This window comes from Pseudomonas sp. 22082, from assembly GCF_052046055.1.
Lineage (GTDB): Bacteria > Pseudomonadota > Gammaproteobacteria > Pseudomonadales > Pseudomonadaceae > Aquipseudomonas > Aquipseudomonas pharyngis.
Genome location: NZ_JBQEQB010000002.1, coordinates 377,346 through 394,427, shown reverse-complemented (window position 1 = coordinate 394,427; position 17,082 = coordinate 377,346). Strand labels below are relative to the sequence as shown.

At 59.6% G+C, this 17,082-nt stretch carries 11 protein-coding genes; 2 read left to right on the top strand and 9 right to left on the bottom strand.

Going from position 1 to position 17,082, the window contains the following annotated elements; translation table 11 throughout:
• Position 1: 1 nt before the first annotated feature.
• Together ACTJK9_RS04270 and sohB are read right to left on the bottom strand one after the other, a co-directional pair.
• Complete coding sequence (locus ACTJK9_RS04270; RefSeq protein ID WP_440812380.1) at positions 2–4,858, bottom strand: dermonecrotic toxin domain-containing protein; 4,857 nt, start codon at positions 4,856–4,858, stop codon at positions 2–4.
• Positions 4,859–5,051: 193 nt separating this feature from the next.
• Positions 5,052–6,074 carry a protease SohB gene (sohB, locus tag ACTJK9_RS04265; protein ID WP_085610462.1) on the bottom strand — a complete coding sequence of 341 codons (1,023 nt, stop codon included), beginning with the start codon at positions 6,072–6,074 and terminating at the stop codon, positions 5,052–5,054.
• 207 nt (positions 6,075–6,281) lie between these two features.
• Here sohB and ACTJK9_RS04260 point away from each other — a divergent pair, with 207 nt between their 5' ends.
• Positions 6,282–6,992 (top strand): histidine phosphatase family protein, encoded by a 711-nt coding sequence (locus ACTJK9_RS04260; RefSeq protein WP_085610463.1) that lies wholly within the window; start codon positions 6,282–6,284, stop codon positions 6,990–6,992.
• 48 nt (positions 6,993–7,040) lie between these two features.
• Positions 7,041–7,358, top strand: coding sequence for an SCP2 sterol-binding domain-containing protein (locus ACTJK9_RS04255; protein ID WP_007959502.1), 318 nt, complete (start codon positions 7,041–7,043; stop codon positions 7,356–7,358).
• 52 nt (positions 7,359–7,410) lie between these two features.
• Here the strand turns inward: ACTJK9_RS04255 and ACTJK9_RS04250 are convergent, their stop codons facing one another.
• From ACTJK9_RS04250 to ACTJK9_RS04220, 7 genes are all read right to left on the bottom strand, one after another.
• Entirely contained in the window at positions 7,411–8,994 is a 1,584-nt protein-coding gene (locus ACTJK9_RS04250) for an ABC transporter ATP-binding protein (RefSeq protein WP_440812375.1), read from the bottom strand.
• Position 8,995: 1 nt separating this feature from the next.
• Positions 8,996–10,018, bottom strand: coding sequence for an ABC transporter permease (locus ACTJK9_RS04245; RefSeq protein ID WP_440812373.1), 1,023 nt, complete (start codon positions 10,016–10,018; stop codon positions 8,996–8,998).
• On the bottom strand, positions 10,018–11,082 hold the full coding sequence (locus tag ACTJK9_RS04240; protein WP_440812371.1) for a microcin C ABC transporter permease YejB: 1,065 nt from the start codon (positions 11,080–11,082) through the stop codon (positions 10,018–10,020). Before ACTJK9_RS04240 ends, ACTJK9_RS04245 begins: the two co-directional genes overlap by 1 nt.
• Entirely contained in the window at positions 11,069–12,919 is a 1,851-nt protein-coding gene (locus ACTJK9_RS04235) for an extracellular solute-binding protein (protein WP_440812369.1), read from the bottom strand. Before ACTJK9_RS04235 ends, ACTJK9_RS04240 begins: the two co-directional genes overlap by 14 nt.
• Before the next feature lie 228 nt (positions 12,920–13,147).
• Entirely contained in the window at positions 13,148–15,802 is a 2,655-nt protein-coding gene (locus ACTJK9_RS04230) for a TonB-dependent receptor (protein ID WP_440812366.1), read from the bottom strand.
• A gap of 117 nt (positions 15,803–15,919) precedes the next feature.
• Positions 15,920–16,423 carry an RES family NAD+ phosphorylase gene (locus tag ACTJK9_RS04225; RefSeq protein ID WP_440812363.1) on the bottom strand — a complete coding sequence of 168 codons (504 nt, stop codon included), beginning with the start codon at positions 16,421–16,423 and terminating at the stop codon, positions 15,920–15,922.
• Positions 16,420–16,896 carry an antitoxin Xre/MbcA/ParS toxin-binding domain-containing protein gene (locus ACTJK9_RS04220; protein ID WP_172829488.1) on the bottom strand — a complete coding sequence of 159 codons (477 nt, stop codon included), beginning with the start codon at positions 16,894–16,896 and terminating at the stop codon, positions 16,420–16,422. The genes ACTJK9_RS04225 and ACTJK9_RS04220 overlap by 4 nt, the downstream gene beginning before the upstream one ends.
• Positions 16,897–17,082: the final 186 nt, after the last annotated feature.

The following is a 17,082-nucleotide window of genomic DNA, read 5'->3' as shown; positions in this document are numbered from 1 at the left end:
CCTAATCTGTTGTGGCCGGCAATGGCAGCCCTGGATGGCGTGCCAATGCCGCATTGGTCAGTTGCTTGCGCAACTCCAGGCTTTCATTTCTGAAGTTGTCGTAGATTGTCGTCATTTGCTGTGCGGCGGCTTCGCGAGACAGATTGGCCTGAGACTCCAGCAGGGAAAAAGCCCGCGCACAGCGATCCAGAATCTCGGCAAATACGTCCTGACGACTCGTCCACAAATACTCGGCCCAGAATTCCTGCCGGCTGATCGAGTTTGCCAATTGCGCAGTATTTTCGGCCTTGACCACCTTTTGATAGGCTTCATCGATCTGCTCATCGCTGACCTCGACGTCCAGCCGCACATTCAGCTCAGTCGGTTGCGCAGGCAGCTCCAGCCGCTCTGCCAATCGCACCCGGTAAATCAGGTTGATATCCAGAGCCTGGCGCAAGGTCAGCGATTCCGTTCTGGCGCGACGCGCCGTTTCCAGGACAACCTGTTTTTCAAGCTCCTGCAATCGAAACAGTCCACGCAACAGACGAATCAGATCACCCTCGAGCGCCTGACTGCCGGTGCGAGCCGCTACCAAAGCCCTGAAGCACAGAACCCTGACCTCCAGATCGCTAAATAACGCAGTGGCATTGGCAGTACTTACACGCCCTTCTCTGGCCATCCGAAACAGCACACGGCGCAGCCTGTCGTTTTCACAGGCAGCCTCCAGTACGTTCCAGACCCGCTGCCCAAGCTGGGTGCGGGCGCGGAAATAATCGGCCGTCCCGCGCAATTGCATGAGCATCTCGAAAAAGGCCCGGGAATCGGGATCAGCCGACAGCGATAACAGGACCTCCTGCGCCCGCGCAATCTGCGTCCTCGGCAACCCGCTGACCCACCCGGCACCCTGCATATCGACAGCCGGTCGTACCGTAGCGAGGTAGTCAGGGGTGATCACACCCAGGCTGATACCTTGCACTCGCTGATAATCGGCAAGGGCCTGAAGGCTGGCCACGGACAGCGGGTTGCCGTCGATATGGGTGCCTCGATTGAGCACGGCGCGCGCCTTGAACACAGAATCCGGAATCTCGACGATTTTGTTGTTGCGCAGATCCAGGGTTTCAAGGTGCGTGAGCGTGTCGATGTCCGCCGGCCACTGGGTGATTCCCGTGTGGTGCAGATCCAGGTGGCGCAAATTGCGCATCCCTGCCAACGCGGGCACTTGGCCCAGGTCTGGATTCAGACTCAGGTTCAACGAGTGCAGGTGTGTTTTGCTACCCAGCTCCTGCGCTGCTCGTTCGCTCAGGCGAATTTCGTTGTTACTCAGATCCAGTTCTGTGAGTCCCGACATGTCCGCAACGACCTGAGGGATGCGGGTCAGTTCGTTTCCTGAAAGGTTCAGCGCTCGCAGCCGGGTAAAGTTGCGCAGAAATGCATTCAGTCCTGAACTCGCCCCCACACCACTCATCTGCAACGCCGTCACATGGGTGAAATCACCGACGACCACCGGCAGATTTCCCAGCGGGACCGCATCGAAAACAAGGTTGTAAAAGTTCTCACCGGAAGGTGCGGGCGCCTGGTTTTCCTTGCGCCACGCACGCAGGATCGCCTGCGCCGCCCGCCTCTTGTTATCGGCAGGAACCCTCAGCCTCCTACCATCGCCGTCGTGATACCACGTTTCGCGATGAACCCATCGCTCAAGCGTGTCGAGGATTGTTTGGTATTCCTGACGCATGTCCTCAAGCTTTCGAATGGCCAGCACTTCGTCAGTCCCAAGCGTCGACACAAAGCGTTCAATCTGCGCCGTTGAATGCGCGGGATACAGCCGTCGGGCACGGCGCATCAACACTGACGATCGATGCGGCATCGGATGAGTGGACGACCCTGCCCGCACAACCGATTGTTCGATTTGCCGGTCCGCCAACCCCATGGGAGACCGATAATCGGCATGCGGAGCTTCCATTCCCAGCACCCTGGCGTAGGCCACACGTCGCTGCAGTGCCAACGTGGTTATTTTTTCTCTCAGGCCCGTGCCATCCGGATCCGCATCGACGCCAATGGCTTTACGGCTGTGTGACGGAAGGCTTTGCCACAATGCCTGGAAAAAATTCGTCCGGGTACGCCCCGGCTGCCTGGAAACGACGGCATGGCTCGAATCCAGGCCCTGATAGCGTTCAGGGTAAGCCTCGAGCAACGCCTGATGTTCAGCGCCGTCAGCACCGATCGTGGCTCGTTGATCGGCAAATACACCCCAATCCAGTATTTCGATAAACACATCACCAGGCCAACCTGGCAAGTGCGTCAAGGTGTCGAGTATCAACATATCCGCATCGCGCCCGCTGGCGGCGTCCAGATACAACGCCTCATAGGCGCGGTTCAGACGCAGGATCTGCTGATATCGCCGTGCTTCTTCTGCCAGACGCAGCGGAACGGTACCTGCGTCAAGCTGCGCCCATTCATGCGCATCGGCATGATGCGCCAACTCGTCGGCGACGCTTGCCGACAACCCCGGAAAGGCCTTGACGATCGGCTCGCTCCTGGAAAGTTCGCAGACGTCCGCGCGCCGAAACAGTCGATCCATCATTGCCATGCGCATGCGGGGCGCCAGCCCGGCAATGTGCATCCCGAGCAGCGCGCTCTGATTGTTGGGCTCTACGGTGGCGGAACCCAGCAGATGCGAACGCTCACTGTCACTGAGCGCTGCCAGCAACGGCGGATAAAACCGGCCGTCGCGCATCAGATCTTCATTGATTTTTACCTCGCGGGTGCCTTTGGTCCCACCGTATCGGGTCACTTCGTTGGCCATGATATCCGTCACGCTGATTGCCAGATCCCGCGGCCAGCGGCCCCTTGCTGTCAGCAAGTACAGCTGCAGATCGGCATCGGCCAGCGGCGCGGAGGCAGCAACGGCCATCTGGTCCATGAACCGGGTGACACCGATATCCGCACGAAAGCGCCTGACCGAATCTGTCAGGATCGCCATGGGCTTGCCACGCTCGACAAACAGCCGGCGCATGGCGGCTTCGTCGATCCCGGTTGCGGCGATGATTTGTTCGGCACGAGTGTCCGAAATCTGTTCTTCACGAAAGCCCAGCCGACGGAACAGCGTCAGCGCATTCCACTCGTGAGGCAGCTCCGAGTCATGCCGCCAGGCGCCCGCACCATTGGACTCAAGCAATGGCGAATAACGTTTGGGCAATGTGGGATTATGCACCTCCCACAGACTGGTGCCGCTCAACGGACGCACCGCGTAAGCATCGGGCCCCAAGGGCAGATAACCGTCCTTGCCGCGCCAGACCAGACCTTGTGCATCGGTCGACATACTGCTCGGCATCGACTCCTGCTGGCGGTAAGCGCTCATGTCTGGATTCCACAACCGTTGCGACAGGTCGTCAGCCACCGGTACACGCTCAAGGCCCTTGATGAAATTCGACGAGCGCACGGTTTTAAAGGCTTTTCCCACCGCTACGCCGCCGGTGGCGAACCCCGCCATCAGGATCAGGTTTTCAAGCGTGTCAAACAGGCAGTCGGCGGCATGTTCCTGATCGCCGTGGGCCCAACTGTCAATGCCTTCATATATCTCGTTGAGCAACTGCAAGCCGGCCACGGCACACAGGACTTCACCCAGAACCGGGACAAATGAAAGGAAGAACAGCACGGTGTTCAGCCCGATGGCTTTATAAGTGTCCAGCCTCGCCAGCCGGGTTTTCTCGTCTTCGTCGTCGGTCGGCACCACCAGCAGACGAGCGTCGGCGCAAACCTGCGCGGCACGGTGCTGGAAGATCGCCAGAAACAGATCCTGTTTTGCGTCACTTTCAAGATCTATACCCGTCAGCGGCAGATACGTCGTGGAGATCGGGAAATGATTCGGCTGGACTTTCAACAACCTTACATCCAGTCCGTTAAGGAACGCCGGACGATCCTTCATCGTAATGAAGCGCGAAAAAAAACGGTGGAACCGGGCGTCACGCAGACGCCCGCTCAATTCGAGTTCGAACCTCTGAAACGACGGGTATTCTTTCAACGGGTGATCAGGATCGCCTGGCATATAGATCACACAGCGGTAATCGCTGTCGGCATGCTCGCTGACCGGGCCGATGAACATTGGGCCCCTGAGCGTCACGCCGAGCATTTCAAGGCTTTGAAACCCAAGTGTGTTGTTGCCCAGTTTGATCGACGGCTCCTGGTTTTTTACCGAATTCAGCATCTGATAGACATCTGGGCTGATGTAGCCGCGCATTAAAGCAATGTGCCGATCAACATCAAACTGGTCTTTCGAGTACGTTACCGAAGTTGCCTGCAGACTTGCGACTTGACTACCGCCACCAAAAAAAGTCTTCACATGTTTTTGATATTGCTCGCCAAGATCCAGATAACGGCACAGCCTGGCGAATTCGTTGGGCCGCATCGACAACACCCGACTGGATCGCCCTGTTACCTGTTCCGGAATATAAAGCAAGGAATGTTCGTGATAGTTGCTGGCCAGCGTTTCCGATAATTCGAAATTTTCGCAGGCAGCCATCAGTAAATCGCGTTCGATGGGTAATACCAGTTTCTTGCGCAGGCCCAACAGGCTGGAGGTGGAACGCACATGCTGAAAAATCGCTCCCTCGACCTCGAAAGGTTCACCCAGTTTTTCACTCATCGCCTTGGCCAACAGCGGCGTACAGAAGCTTTGTGGAGACTTCAGTGCGCGCAGTTGCTCCAGCGCAGCATGTCGCGACTTAAAACTTTTTTTCAAACTTTCGTAGAGGTCATTGCGAACCGTCTCCGCAGACGTCAGCAACCAGGAAGGAATCTGTTTTTTATACAACTCAAAAAAGACACCTTGTTGATCAGGCGTCATGGCAGGCAAACTTGATTTACTATTTTCAACGTCCATGTTTAACAACTTTATTCTGAAGTGGACATTCAGAATAAAGGCGAAAAACCCTTGGATACAGCGCGCTTATTTGATGAGTTCGTCACTGAAAACAGCAACATTATCAAACTTTAAAATATCTATATACCGCACTGTCTTGCGTTGAAAATGCATCGCGCTCGCGGGGCGAAAACCTCGCGAGCGTGCGCAATTGTTACCAGAAACGCTGCTGGGTCAAGCGACTCCACCAGCTCAGCAACACGCGATCCACCGAGCCGCTGGCCGCCATGCCGATACGCTCCTGCAGGCTTTTGCGTTCGGCGTAGTGCAGGTGATAAACCTCGGACTGCTTGGCGCGCTCGGCCAGGTATTCGTCGCTGGTCTTGAGTTCGTCGACCAGTTGCTTGTCCAGTGCCGCGATGCCGAGCCAGACTTCACCGGTGGCGACCTCGTCGATCGCCAGCTGTGGGCGATAACGGGCAACGAAGTTCTTGAACAGCTGATGGGTGATGTCCAAGTCTTCCTGGAATTTCTCCCGGCCCTTCTCGGTGTTTTCGCCGAATACGGTCAGGGTGCGTTTGTATTCACCGGCGGTCAGCACTTCGAAATCGATGTCATGCTTTTTCAGCAGGCGGTTGACGTTGGGCAACTGAGCCACCACGCCAATGGAACCGAGGATGGCAAACGGCGCACTGATGATCTTCTCGCCGATGCACGCCATCATGTAACCGCCGCTGGCCGCGACCTTGTCGATGCATACGGTCAAGGGCACACCGGCTTCACGGACGCGCGCCAGTTGCGACGAGGCCAGACCGTAGCTGTGCACCATGCCGCCGCCGCTTTCCAGGCGCAGGACCACTTCGTCTTTCGGTGTGGCCAGGGTCAGCAGTGCGGTGATCTCGTGGCGCAGGCTTTCGGTGGCCGAAGCCTTGATGTCGCCGTCGAAGTCGAGCACGAACACCCGAGGTTTGGCCTCGGGTTTCTTTTTCTGCTTCTTCTCGGACTTGGCCTGGCCCTTGCGCAAGGCCTTGAGCTGATCCTTGTCGAGCAGGGTCTGCTCCAGGCGCTCACGCAGGCCTTTATAGAAATCGTTGAGCTTGCTGACCTGCAACTGGCCGGCCGATTTGCGCCGGCCCTTGCCGCGCAATGCAGCAAAACTTGCCAGCACCACCAGAATGGCGATGACCAGCGTCACGGTCTTGGCCAGGAAACTGGCGTATTCAGTCAAAAACTCCACAGAGACTCCTTCAAACGATGCGCGGTCGTAAAACACACGCGGGAATTGGCTCCAGCATACCCATGCACCGGCCCGTCGGCCAGCCGTGAAACCTCTGGCAACAAGGCTGGAACGGGCATTTCAAACAAGCGTATGTTTTTTCATTGACAGCTCACCGTCATCCCCATAACCTCGCCACAACCTTCAACGTACCGGGATGACGCGGACGTGGGCAGCATCTACTTGATTCGACATGGCCAGGCCTCCTTCGGTGCAGACGACTATGACGTCCTGTCGCCGACCGGTGTACGCCAGGCAGAAATCCTCGGCCGTCACCTTGCCGAACTCGGAATCAGCTTCGACCGCTGCCTGTCGGGCGATCTGCGCCGCCAGCAACACACGGCCAACAGCGCTCTTGAACAGTTCGCCGCCGTCGGCCTGCCGGTACCGACTCTGGAAATCGACTCGGCCTTCAACGAATTCGATGCCGACGCCGTGATCCGCGCCCTGCTCCCGGCCATGCTGCCGGAAGAGCCCGAAGCGTTGGAGATTCTGCGCAACGCCGCACAAAACCGTGGCGAGTTCCAGCGCATCTTCGCCTTGATCATCGAACGCTGGCTCGCCGGCACCTACGACACACCGGGCCTGGAAAGCTGGCTGGCTTTCGTCGAGCGGGTACAGGCCGGGCTGCAGCGGATTCTCGAACAGGCCGACAACACCCAGAAAATCGCGGTGTTCACCTCCGGTGGCACGATCACCGCCCTGCTCCACCTCATCACTCAAATGCCTGCCCGGCAGGCCTTTGAACTGAACTGGCAAATCGTCAACACCTCGCTCAACCAGCTGAAGTTCCGCGGTCGCGAGGTGGCTCTGGCTTCCTTCAACAGTCATGCACACCTGCAACTGCTGAAGGCCCCGGAACTCATCACCTTTCGCTGAGTCCGGATTACTGTGACCCTGCTGCAATCAACCAAAAAGGATCGAACCATGACCTCCGTAGCTGATGCCGTAAAAGCAATGCAAGCCAAGTTCAACCCAGCCGCCGCTGCCGGTCTGGATCTGGTCTTCGGTTTCAACATTACTGACGAAGACAAGCAATACGCCCTGATCGTCAAAGACGGCACCTGCGACATCCAGGAAGGCGAAAACCCGGACGCCAACTGCACGCTGGTGCTGGACAGCGAAACCCTGAAAGGTATCGTCAGCGGCGAAACCGACGGCATGCAGGCTTTCATGGGCGGCAAGCTGCGCGTTGAAGGCGACATGATGCTGTCGATGAAACTGTCCGAGCTGTTCCCTGCGTAAGACCGCAGCCAGTCTGCAAACGAATCCCGCCCCTGTGGCGGGATTTGTCGTTTCAGGCGTTCACACCGGCAAACGATGCCGCCAGCAATTCCCGTGTATACGGGTGCCGGGCTGAATGAAACAACCCGGCCGTATCGCCACGCTCCACTACCTCGCCATCCTTCATCACGATCAGATCATGGGCCAGCGCCCGCACCACCGCCAGGTCATGACTGATGAACAGATAAGTCAGCCCGTGTTCCTCCTGCAACCGACGCAACAGCGCAACGATCTGTTTCTGCACCGTGCGATCCAGCGCCGACGTCGGCTCATCCAGCAGGATCAGATCCGGCTTGAGCACCAGCGCCCGGGCGATGGCGATGCGTTGCCGTTGCCCGCCGGAAAACTCGTGGGGATAGCGGTGGCGCGTCGCCGGGTCGAGTCCGACTTCCCTCAATACCTCGATCACAGCCTGTTCGCGCGCTTTCGCACTCAAGTCACTATGCACCTGCAGACCTTCGGCAATGATCTGCTCCACACACAAGCGCGGACTCAGGCTGCCGAACGGGTCCTGAAACACCACTTGCAGGCGTTTGCGCAGCGGACGCAATTGTTTACCGCTCAGTTGTTCGAGCGCCTCGCCCTTGAAGCGGATGCTGCCGTCGGCGTCGATCAGACGCAAAATCGCCTGACCTAAAGTGGACTTGCCCGATCCGGATTCACCAACAATGCCCAAGGTCTTGCCCCGTTGCAGGTTCAGATCGATGCCATTGACCGCGTGCAGATAAGTCTTGGCCCGCAGCCATCCGCCACCCAGCGGAAAGCGCACATTCAGATCACGAACCTCGAGCAAATCCTCTGCTGCATCACGGCACAGCGCCGCGCCGCCGGGTTCGGCATTGAGCAACTCGATGCTGTAGGGATGCTGCGGCGCACGGAACAACTGCTCGCAGCTCGCCTGTTCGACGATTTCGCCCGCGCGCATCACCGCCACCCGCTGGGCAATGGTGCGCACCAGATTCAGGTCGTGACTGATGATCAGCAGCGCCATGCCCAGCCGCTGTTGCAGCTCCTTGAGCAGCAACAGAATCTTGCGTTGCACCGTGACATCGAGGGCTGTGGTCGGCTCATCGGCGATCAGCAACTGCGGTTCGCACGCCAGCGCCATGGCGATCATCACCCGCTGCCGCTGCCCGCCGGAGAGCTGATGCGGATACGCTTTCAGCCGCTCGCGCGGACGTTGAATGCCGACCAGTTCCAACAGCTCCAGAATCCGCTTGCGCGCCGCTGCGCCCGCCAGGCCCTTGTGCAGCGCCAGGCTTTCGCCGAGTTGCCGCTCGATGCTGTGCAACGGGTTGAGCGAACTCATCGGTTCCTGAAAAATCATCGCGATGCGGTTGCCGCGCAGTTGGCGCAGATAGCGCTCGTGCACACCCAGCAGCTCTTCGCCGCCATAACGGATGCTGCCGTCGATCTGCGTGATGTTCGGGTCCAGCAGTTGCAGAATGCTGTGCGCCGTCACTGACTTGCCGGAACCCGATTCGCCCACCAGCGCCAGGCATTCCCCCGGGCAAATGTCGAGGTCGATGCCGTGCACCACTTCCTGCCCTTTGAACGCCACCCGCAGGTCGCGTATTTCGATCAGATGTTCACGCATATCAAGTCCTGGGGTCGAAGGCATCACGGCAGGCTTCGCCGATGAAAACGAGTAAAGAAAGAATCAGCGCCAGGGCGAAGAACGCCGTCAGGCCCAGCCACGGAGCTTGCAGATTGTTCTTGCCCTGACCGATCAGCTCGCCCAGCGAAGCACTGCCAGCGGGCATGCCGAAGCCGAGAAAATCCAGCGCCGACAACGTGGCGATCGCCCCGGTCAGGATGAACGGCAGGTACGTCAACGTCGCACTCATGGCATTGGGCAGAATGTGCCGTACGATCACCTGCGCATCGCCGACACCCAGCGCCCGCGCCGCTTTCACGTACTCAAGCCCCCGGCTGCGCAGGAACTCGGCGCGCACCACGTCCACCAGACTCAGCCAGGAAAACAGCGCCATGATCCCCAGCAACCACCAGAAGTTCGGCTCGACGAAGCCCGACAGAATGATCAGCAGGTAAAGCACCGGCAGCCCCGACCAGACCTCCAGCAAACGCTGGCCGAGCAAATCGACCCAACCGCCGTAATAGCCCTGCAAGGCACCGGCGGCGATGCCGATCAACGCGCTCACCGCTGTCAACCCCAGAGCAAATAACAGCGAGACCCGTGTGCCGAATATCACCCGCGCCAGCACATCCCGCGCCTGATCGTCGGTGCCCAGCCAGTTTTCAGCGGTGGGCGGGCTCGGGGCCGGTTCGCTGAGGTCGTAGTTGACCGTGTCGAAACCGAACGGGATCGGCGCAAACCACATCCGCCCGCCCTGCCCCTCGATCAGTTCACGCACCTGAGCGCTGCGGTAATCAGGCTGGAACGGCAGCTCACCACCGAAATCCTGCTCGGTGTAACGCTTGAACGCCGGGAAAAACCATTCGCCCTGATACGTCACCAGCAACGGTTTGTCATTGGCGACCAGTTCGCCGCCCAGGCTCAGGCCGAACAGCGCGAGAAACAGCCACAACGACCACCAGCCGCGCCGATGAGCCTTGAACCGCGCCCAGCGGCGCTGTCCGATGGGAGAAAGCGTCGGCATCAGGCAGTCCTCGCGGTGAAGTCGATGCGCGGATCGACCAGCGTGTAGCACAGGTCGCCCAGCAGTTTTATCAAGAGCCCGAACAGGGTGAAGATGAACAGCGAACCGAACACCACCGGGTAATCCCGCGACACCGCCGCCTCGTAGCTCAGGCGGCCGAGACCGTCGAGGGAGAAGATCACTTCGATCAAGAGCGAGCCGCCGAAAAACACCGTGACCAATGCCTGAGGCAATCCGGCCACCACCAGCAACATCGCGTTGCGAAACACGTGCCCGTACAACACCTGCCGTTCACTCAAGCCCTTGGCCCGGGCCGTGACCACGTACAGCCGCGAGATTTCATTGAGAAAGCTGTTCTTGGTCAGGATCGTCAGCGTCGCGAAACCGCCGATCACCAGCGCGCTGACGGGCAACACCAAATGCCAGAAGTAATCGGCAACCTTGCCCCACAGCGACAGCTCGGCGAAGTTGTCCGAGACCAGCCCGCGCACCGGAAACCAGTCCAGCGCCGTACCACCGGCAAACAACACGATCAGCAGCAACGCAAACAGAAACCCCGGCATGGCGTAGCCGATGATGATCGCCGCGCTGCTCCAGACATCGAACGCCGAGCCGTTGTGCACCGCCTTGCGAATGCCCAGCGGAATCGATACCAGATAAGTGATCAGCGTCGCCCACAATCCCAGCGACAAGGTCACCGGCAGCTTCTGCCAGATCAGCTCGGTCACCGTCGCACCCCGGAAGAAACTCTTGCCGAAATCCAGTTGCGCGTAACTCTTTAGCATCAGCCACAAGCGCTCACCGGCACTTTTGTCGAAGCCGTACTGGCGCTCGATATCGGCCACCAGTTTCGGGTCCAGGCCCCGAGTCGCGCGGGACTCGCCGCCAATGCTTTCGACATGGCTGGCACCCACCGCCGCACCGACACCGATCCCCTGCAATCGGGCGATGGCCTGCTCGACCGGGCCACCGGGTGCGGCCTGCACAATCACGAAGTTCACCACCAGAATCGCCAGCAAGGTCGGCACGATCAGCAGCAGACGCCGCAGGCTATAACCCCACATGGGCGAACTCCTTGTGCTGTTGCTGCATTTGCGTCGCGGTCAGCGCGGTCGGGCTGATTTCCCACCAGGTGTCGAGGCCGGCGTCGTACAGCGGCGCAATTGCCGGGCGACCGAAACGGTTCCACCACACCGTGGAAATCCCCGGCGGGTAATAGTTGGGAATCCAGTAGTAACCCCACTGCAACACCCGATCCAGCGCATGGGCGTGGCGCAGCAGACTCTCGCGATTGTTTGCCTGCACCACGCCTTCAAGCAGCGCATCCACCGCCGGATCGCGCAGCACCATGTAGTTGTTGGAGCCGGGATCGTCGGCGCCGTCGGAGCCGAAATAGTTGAACAGCTCGCGCCCCGGCGCCTGACTCACCGGGTAACCGACGACGATCATGTCGTAGTCGCGGCTGCGCACGCGGTTGGTGTATTGCGCGGTGTCGACCTGGCGAATATCGAAACCGATGCCGATCTGCGCCAGGTTGCGCTTGAAGGGAAGCAGCAGGCGCTCGAAGCCCTTCTGGCCGTTGAGGAAGGTGAATTGCAACGGCTCGCCGGCGGCATTCACCAGTTGATCGCCACGGGGTTTCCAACCAGCGGCCTCCAGCAATTTCAGCGCCTGCAACTGTTGCGCGCGGATGTTGCCGCTGCCGTCGGTGCGCGGCGCTTCGAACACTTGACTGAAGACTTCATCGGGAATCTTGCCGCGCCACGGTTCGAGGATTTTCAGTTCTTCGACATCCGGCAATTCAGTGGCCGACAACGCACTGTGGGAAAAGAAGCTGCGCTGGCGCAGGTACATGCTGCGCATCATCTGCCGGTTGCTCCATTCGAAATCCCAGAGCATGGCAATCGCCTGCCGGACCCGACGATCCTGAAACATCGGTTTCTGCAGATTGAACACAAAGCCTTGGGCACCTTGCGCGGCGCCGGGTGCGAGGTGTTCGCGCAGCAACTTGCCCTGCTCCAGCGCCGCCCCCGCATAACCGATGGTGTAACTGGTGGCGGAGAACTCGCGGTTGTAATCGAAGCCGCCGGCCTTGAGCACTTGTCGCGACACGTCGGTGTCGGCAAAAAACTCCACGCTCAACTGATCGAAGTTATAAAGCCCGCGAGTGATCGGCAGATCCCTGGCCCACCAGTCCTTGATCCGCTGGAATTTCACACTGCGCCCGGCGTCCACCGCGCTGACCTTGTACGGCCCGCTGCCCGGCGGAATCTCGAAACCTGCGCCATCGGCGAAATTGCGCGTGCGCCACCAATGCTCGGGCAGCACCGGCAACGTCGCCAGATCCAGCGGCAAGGTACGGCTCTCGTTGTTCTTGAACACGAAACGCACCTGAGTCGGCGACTCGACCTGCACCTCGGCGACATCACGAAACTGCTGGCGATACTTGAGGCTGCCCTGAGTGGTGAACAGTTCGAAGGTGTAGCGCACGTCTTCAGCGGTGATCGGCGTGCCATCCTCGAACCGCGCCTTGGGGTTCAAGTAAAAACGCAGCCAGCGCCGGTCCGCGTCCAACTCCATGCGTTGGGCCACCAGGCCGTAGACGCTGTAAGGCTCGTCCTTGCTGCGATAGGCCAGCGGCGCATAGAGCCAGCCGTCGATGTCGGCAACGCCGGTGCCTTTGTCGATGTAGGGAATCAGGTGATCGAACGGGCCGCTCTCCAGCGAAGAGCGGCGCAAGGTTCCACCCTTGGGCGCAGCGGGATTGGCGTAGGCCAGGTGCTGGAAATCCGCGGCGTATTTCGGGGCTTCGCCGTAGACCGTGAGGGCGTGTTGGGGCGCGGCGAAACTGAGCGGGCTCAACCACACTAAGGCGGCAAAAAGCATGAGTCTGAAGCGCATTGGCAAGGTCCTGATGATTGGGCGACGCCAAGGGCCTCTTCGCGAGCAAGCCCGCTCCCACACAGGTTTGTGGTGAACACAAATCCCCTGGGGGAGCGAGCGTGCTCGCGAAGAGGTCAGAGCAGTCACCACACCTCCCGCCTACCTGTGATGTGCAGCAGGCGGGCATTTTTTATAGGGCGGGGTTTAGAACGATAAGTGACTAAAACCCGACCTGACCGATCATTTTCAGAACTTGTAATTGACCCGCGTGTACAGCGTGCGGCCAAACGGGTCGCCGTATTTGGGGTCGTAGCCGCTCTGGAACGTGTAGGTCTGGTTGCTGAACGGCGGCTCGCGGTCGAACAGGTTTTTCACCCCGAGGGTCACCGCCAGGGTCTTGCGCCAGGTGTAGGTGCCGGCCACGTCCCAGACGTTGTACGAACCGACGTAATCGTGAGTCTCGCGATCCGAATCGTGGTAACCACTGGTGTAGCGGTTGGTCAGGCTTGCGCCGAGCGGGCCGTAGTTCCAGCTGCCGGTCAGGCTGTGACGCCAGCGGGCCACGGCGCCGGCCGAGGCAAAGTCGCCGCCGCGAAAATCGCCGAGCTTGTCGATGTAATCGCCCTTGAGCTGTTGCTGATAGTCATAACGGGTCACGTAAGTGCCTTGCAGACCGATGCCGAAATCACCGTACGGCGTGCTCGGCAGGCGATAGTCGAAACTGACGTCGACGCCGTTGGTCTTGATCTTGCCGAGGTTGGCCAGCCCGGTGACGATGTGGTCGATGGAACCGTCGGGCTTGCGGATCAGGCGCTCCGGGTACAGCTCCGGATTCTCGAACACCGCCGATTCGGGGAACTCGGCGATCTGGTTGGCGATGTCGATCCACCAGAAATCCAGGCCGGTGGTCAGGCGATCAAACGGCTGATATACGAAACCGAGGGTGACGTTGCGCGCGGTCTCCGGGCTCAGGTCGGTGTTGCCGCCGGAGGTGCGATTGAACTGCTGGGCGCAGTCGCGGTTGGCAATGCCGCCGTTGCTCGGGTTGCCTCCAGCGCACAGCCGCGGGTCGTTGTAGTTGGCGTTGGTGAACGAAGTAAACGTCGGGTTGTACAACTCGTACAGCGATGGCGCACGGAAACCTTCGCTGTAGGCGCCGCGCACCACCAGTTCCTTGAACGGCTGGAAGCGGAACGAGTATTTCGGGTTAGTGGTGCTGCCGAAGTCGCTGTACTTGTCGTGGCGCACGGCGGCGGACAGTTCCAGGCTGTCGAGCACCGGCACGTTGACCTCGGCGTACTGCGCCGAGACGCTGCGATCCCCTTGTACGCTGCCGTTGGGATCAACACCCAGGCTCTGCACGTCGCCGGCAAACGCAGCGAAATCCTGATGAAAATCTTCCTTGCGATACTCGCCGCCCAGCGCCAGTGCCGAAGGCCCTGCACCGAACCAGTCGCCGATCTCGCGGCTGACACGCCCGTCAATCGCCTTGACCCGGCCCACTGCGGTCGCGTAATCGCCGTCTACCTCGTTGGCTGCCAGTAGTGCCGAACCGGCGGCGGTCTGCGGGCCGAACGGGTTGATCACACCGTTGGCGATGCCCTGGCTGACGGCACGGTCGTTCACATAACCGCTGCGAATCGTGTTGACCACCTTGTTCTGGTTGTACGACGCGCCGAGGTTGTAATCCCACCCGACCAGCGTGCCGTCGAAGCTCAACAGCAGACGCTGACCGGTGTTGTCGTCCTCATGCTGACGCGCATCGACAGCCGTCTCACGCCAGTTCACGTCCACCGGTTGCGTCGGGTCCAAAGCAAAACCGCTCGGCCCGGGCGTGATGCCGTTACCCGGATAGAACGCCGTACCAGGATTAACCTGATTGCCCATCAAAGTGCCGGGCCCGATCTGGGTACGGTTTTCGTTGCGCGCCCAGAAGTATTCGAGGCTGACGTTGTGATCGTCCGACAGCTTGCCGGTGGCCTTGGCGAAGGCCGAGGTCTTCTCGGTTTCCGGCACCAGATCAAGGTAGTTCCACAGGCTCTGGCGGCAGATGCCGTTGCGTGACAACAGCCCCGGCGCATTGCAACCGGAACCGGCCAGCGGGTTGGTGGCATTGCTGCCCTGGCTCCAGTTGGCGGGCGATGCCGTGCCGGAGGTGTAATCCAGACCGCGCCCCGGCTGGTAGTTATAGGTGTAGCCACGATCATCGGCGGCCAGGCGATTCTGCTTGTCGTAACTCACCACGCCGAAAACGTTGAAGCGATCGTCCTGTAAATCGCCAAAACCCCAACTGCCGCTGAAATTGCGACTTTCGCCGCCGCCAGAATGGGTCGGTGTGTCGTAGTTCGTGCTGATCTGACCTTCGGTGAGGCTGGTCTTGGTGATGAAGTTGATCACCCCGCCGATGGCATCCGTACCGTACAGCGCCGAAGCGCCGTCGCGCAGCACTTCCACCCGGTCGATGGCGGCGAACGGAATGGTGTTGAGGTCGACGCCGGAGCCGTTGATCGCATTGGTTGCGTTGTTGCTCAGGCGCCGACCGTTGAGCAGCACCAGGGTTTTGTTCGGGCCAATGCCCCGCAGGTCGGCATAGGACGCCCCGCCGCTGCTCGACCCCACCGAGCGCCCGGAGCCCACCGAAGACTGGTTGGCCGAGATGCGGTTGACCAGCTCTTCAGTGGTAGTCACGCCCTGCTTCTGCAACTCCTCGACCCGCAGAATGGTGACCGGTACGGCGGTTTCGGCATCGACCCGGCGGATCGCGGTGCCGGTGACTTCGACCCGTTGCAGTTGGGTGGTCGGCTCGATTGCCGTGCTGTCTGCAGCCACGGCCGGGAACGTGTTGAATACCAGCAGCAAGGCCAGGCTCAAAGGGGATTTAACGGGTAAAAAATGGATCATGAACAGCCATCCCTGCGTTTTGGTTTATGCAGGGATGTGCGATGGCAGACCGGGTTTTATAGGGCGCGATTTAGACCGTTGGGTGCTGAGGTTATGCAAAAAGACGCGCGTGATTTCTCATACCAGTTCCGCGTCCTTGAGCAATCGCGTATCCAGCCCGAATCGCTCTTGCGAGATCATCCTGAATTGCCCCTCTGCCAAATCGCAGCTCACCAGCAAATTCCACGAGTGCCGGGTGGCTGCGGATGGAATCAGTACAAACGGGTGCTCGGCGAGCAACGCGTCGGCAAAATCCTGCTGGTTGGGCGAGGCCTGTGCGGGACTCATCCAGTAGGGGTTGGGCAGCTCCTCGGGTTGCACGATTTTCACAAGCGCCTCACTGACCACCTCAAAGCACGTCAGCACATAGGGACTTCTATCAAGTGCGTTGAAACTCCCGTGAGCGGCCACCTCCAGAATGGCTGTAGATGGATCGATCGAAGCATAAACGACACGGCGGCCGGGCCGGTTCCATCGACCGCCCTGCAGTTCTGAACCGATGCCGCTGTCCCATGTGCACCGGTAAAGCTCAGGGTCCAAACGCCACGCATACCAGCGGTCGTCCCAAGGCAGAGGGTTCATTGATAAACCCCGTATTTAATCCGGTGCAGATAAGCAATGACCGATTGATACCCCAGTGAGCTTTCGATCAATGCAACGGGTCTGTAACCGTTTAACCATTTGGTCGCCTTGCTCATCCACTCCTCGGCGCTCGGCTGATCGTGGAACACCTCGATAGCGGACTCAAGAGCGTGCGCATACTGAAAAGCGATCATGCTCTGCTGTCGGCTCATTCGCGTTGGCTCGCCACTGTTCAGCAAGCGCCGCACGGTTCTGACGGACTTTCCGGTGATGAGCTGCACAAGCTCGCTTTCCCGGTAGAGCTCGGATGTTGAAATCATGTTCACAACGTCCCGCAGATCAAAACCTTCCCGCGCGTAACCAACAATGTGCATGGTGTCTCTGTCCCATATCCGGCCGTTCAGCAACACCTCAACAGGCTTCCCCTCGACCTTCTTCAGCCCCGTAAACCGGGGTGCTTTCGCTTGGGGCATCGGAACACCCTCCATAGGGCATCTGGCGTGATCGTGGCGCCAGGAATCACGAGGGGAATAAGTAGAGTTTTCGTGCTCGAGATGTGGGATTCGCATAATCCATCCAATGTCAGGGGCCCGAGTCTCCAGGCCGGTCAGTGACTTCATGTCACGACCGATGCTATAGGCCCCGCTTCCGACGGCCAA

Excerpts from the sequence above, each read along its gene's own strand:
- ACTJK9_RS04225 (WP_440812363.1), bottom strand. The coding sequence starts at position 16,423 with ATGAACCCTCTGCCTTGGGACGACCGCTGGTATGCGTGGCGTTTGGAC.
- ACTJK9_RS04245 (WP_440812373.1), bottom strand. The coding sequence starts at position 10,018 with ATGCCGACGCTTTCTCCCATCGGACAGCGCCGCTGGGCGCGGTTCAAG.
- ACTJK9_RS04235 (WP_440812369.1), bottom strand. The coding sequence starts at position 12,919 with ATGCGCTTCAGACTCATGCTTTTTGCCGCCTTAGTGTGGTTGAGCCCG.
- ACTJK9_RS04270 (WP_440812380.1), bottom strand. The coding sequence starts at position 4,858 with ATGGACGTTGAAAATAGTAAATCAAGTTTGCCTGCCATGACGCCTGAT.
- ACTJK9_RS04250 (WP_440812375.1), bottom strand. The coding sequence starts at position 8,994 with ATGCGTGAACATCTGATCGAAATACGCGACCTGCGGGTGGCGTTCAAA.
- ACTJK9_RS04230 (WP_440812366.1), bottom strand. The coding sequence starts at position 15,802 with ATGATCCATTTTTTACCCGTTAAATCCCCTTTGAGCCTGGCCTTGCTG.
- ACTJK9_RS04220 (WP_172829488.1), bottom strand. The coding sequence starts at position 16,896 with ATGCCCCAAGCGAAAGCACCCCGGTTTACGGGGCTGAAGAAGGTCGAG.
- ACTJK9_RS04240 (WP_440812371.1), bottom strand. The coding sequence starts at position 11,082 with ATGTGGGGTTATAGCCTGCGGCGTCTGCTGCTGATCGTGCCGACCTTG.
- ACTJK9_RS04255 (WP_007959502.1), top strand. The coding sequence starts at position 7,041 with ATGACCTCCGTAGCTGATGCCGTAAAAGCAATGCAAGCCAAGTTCAAC.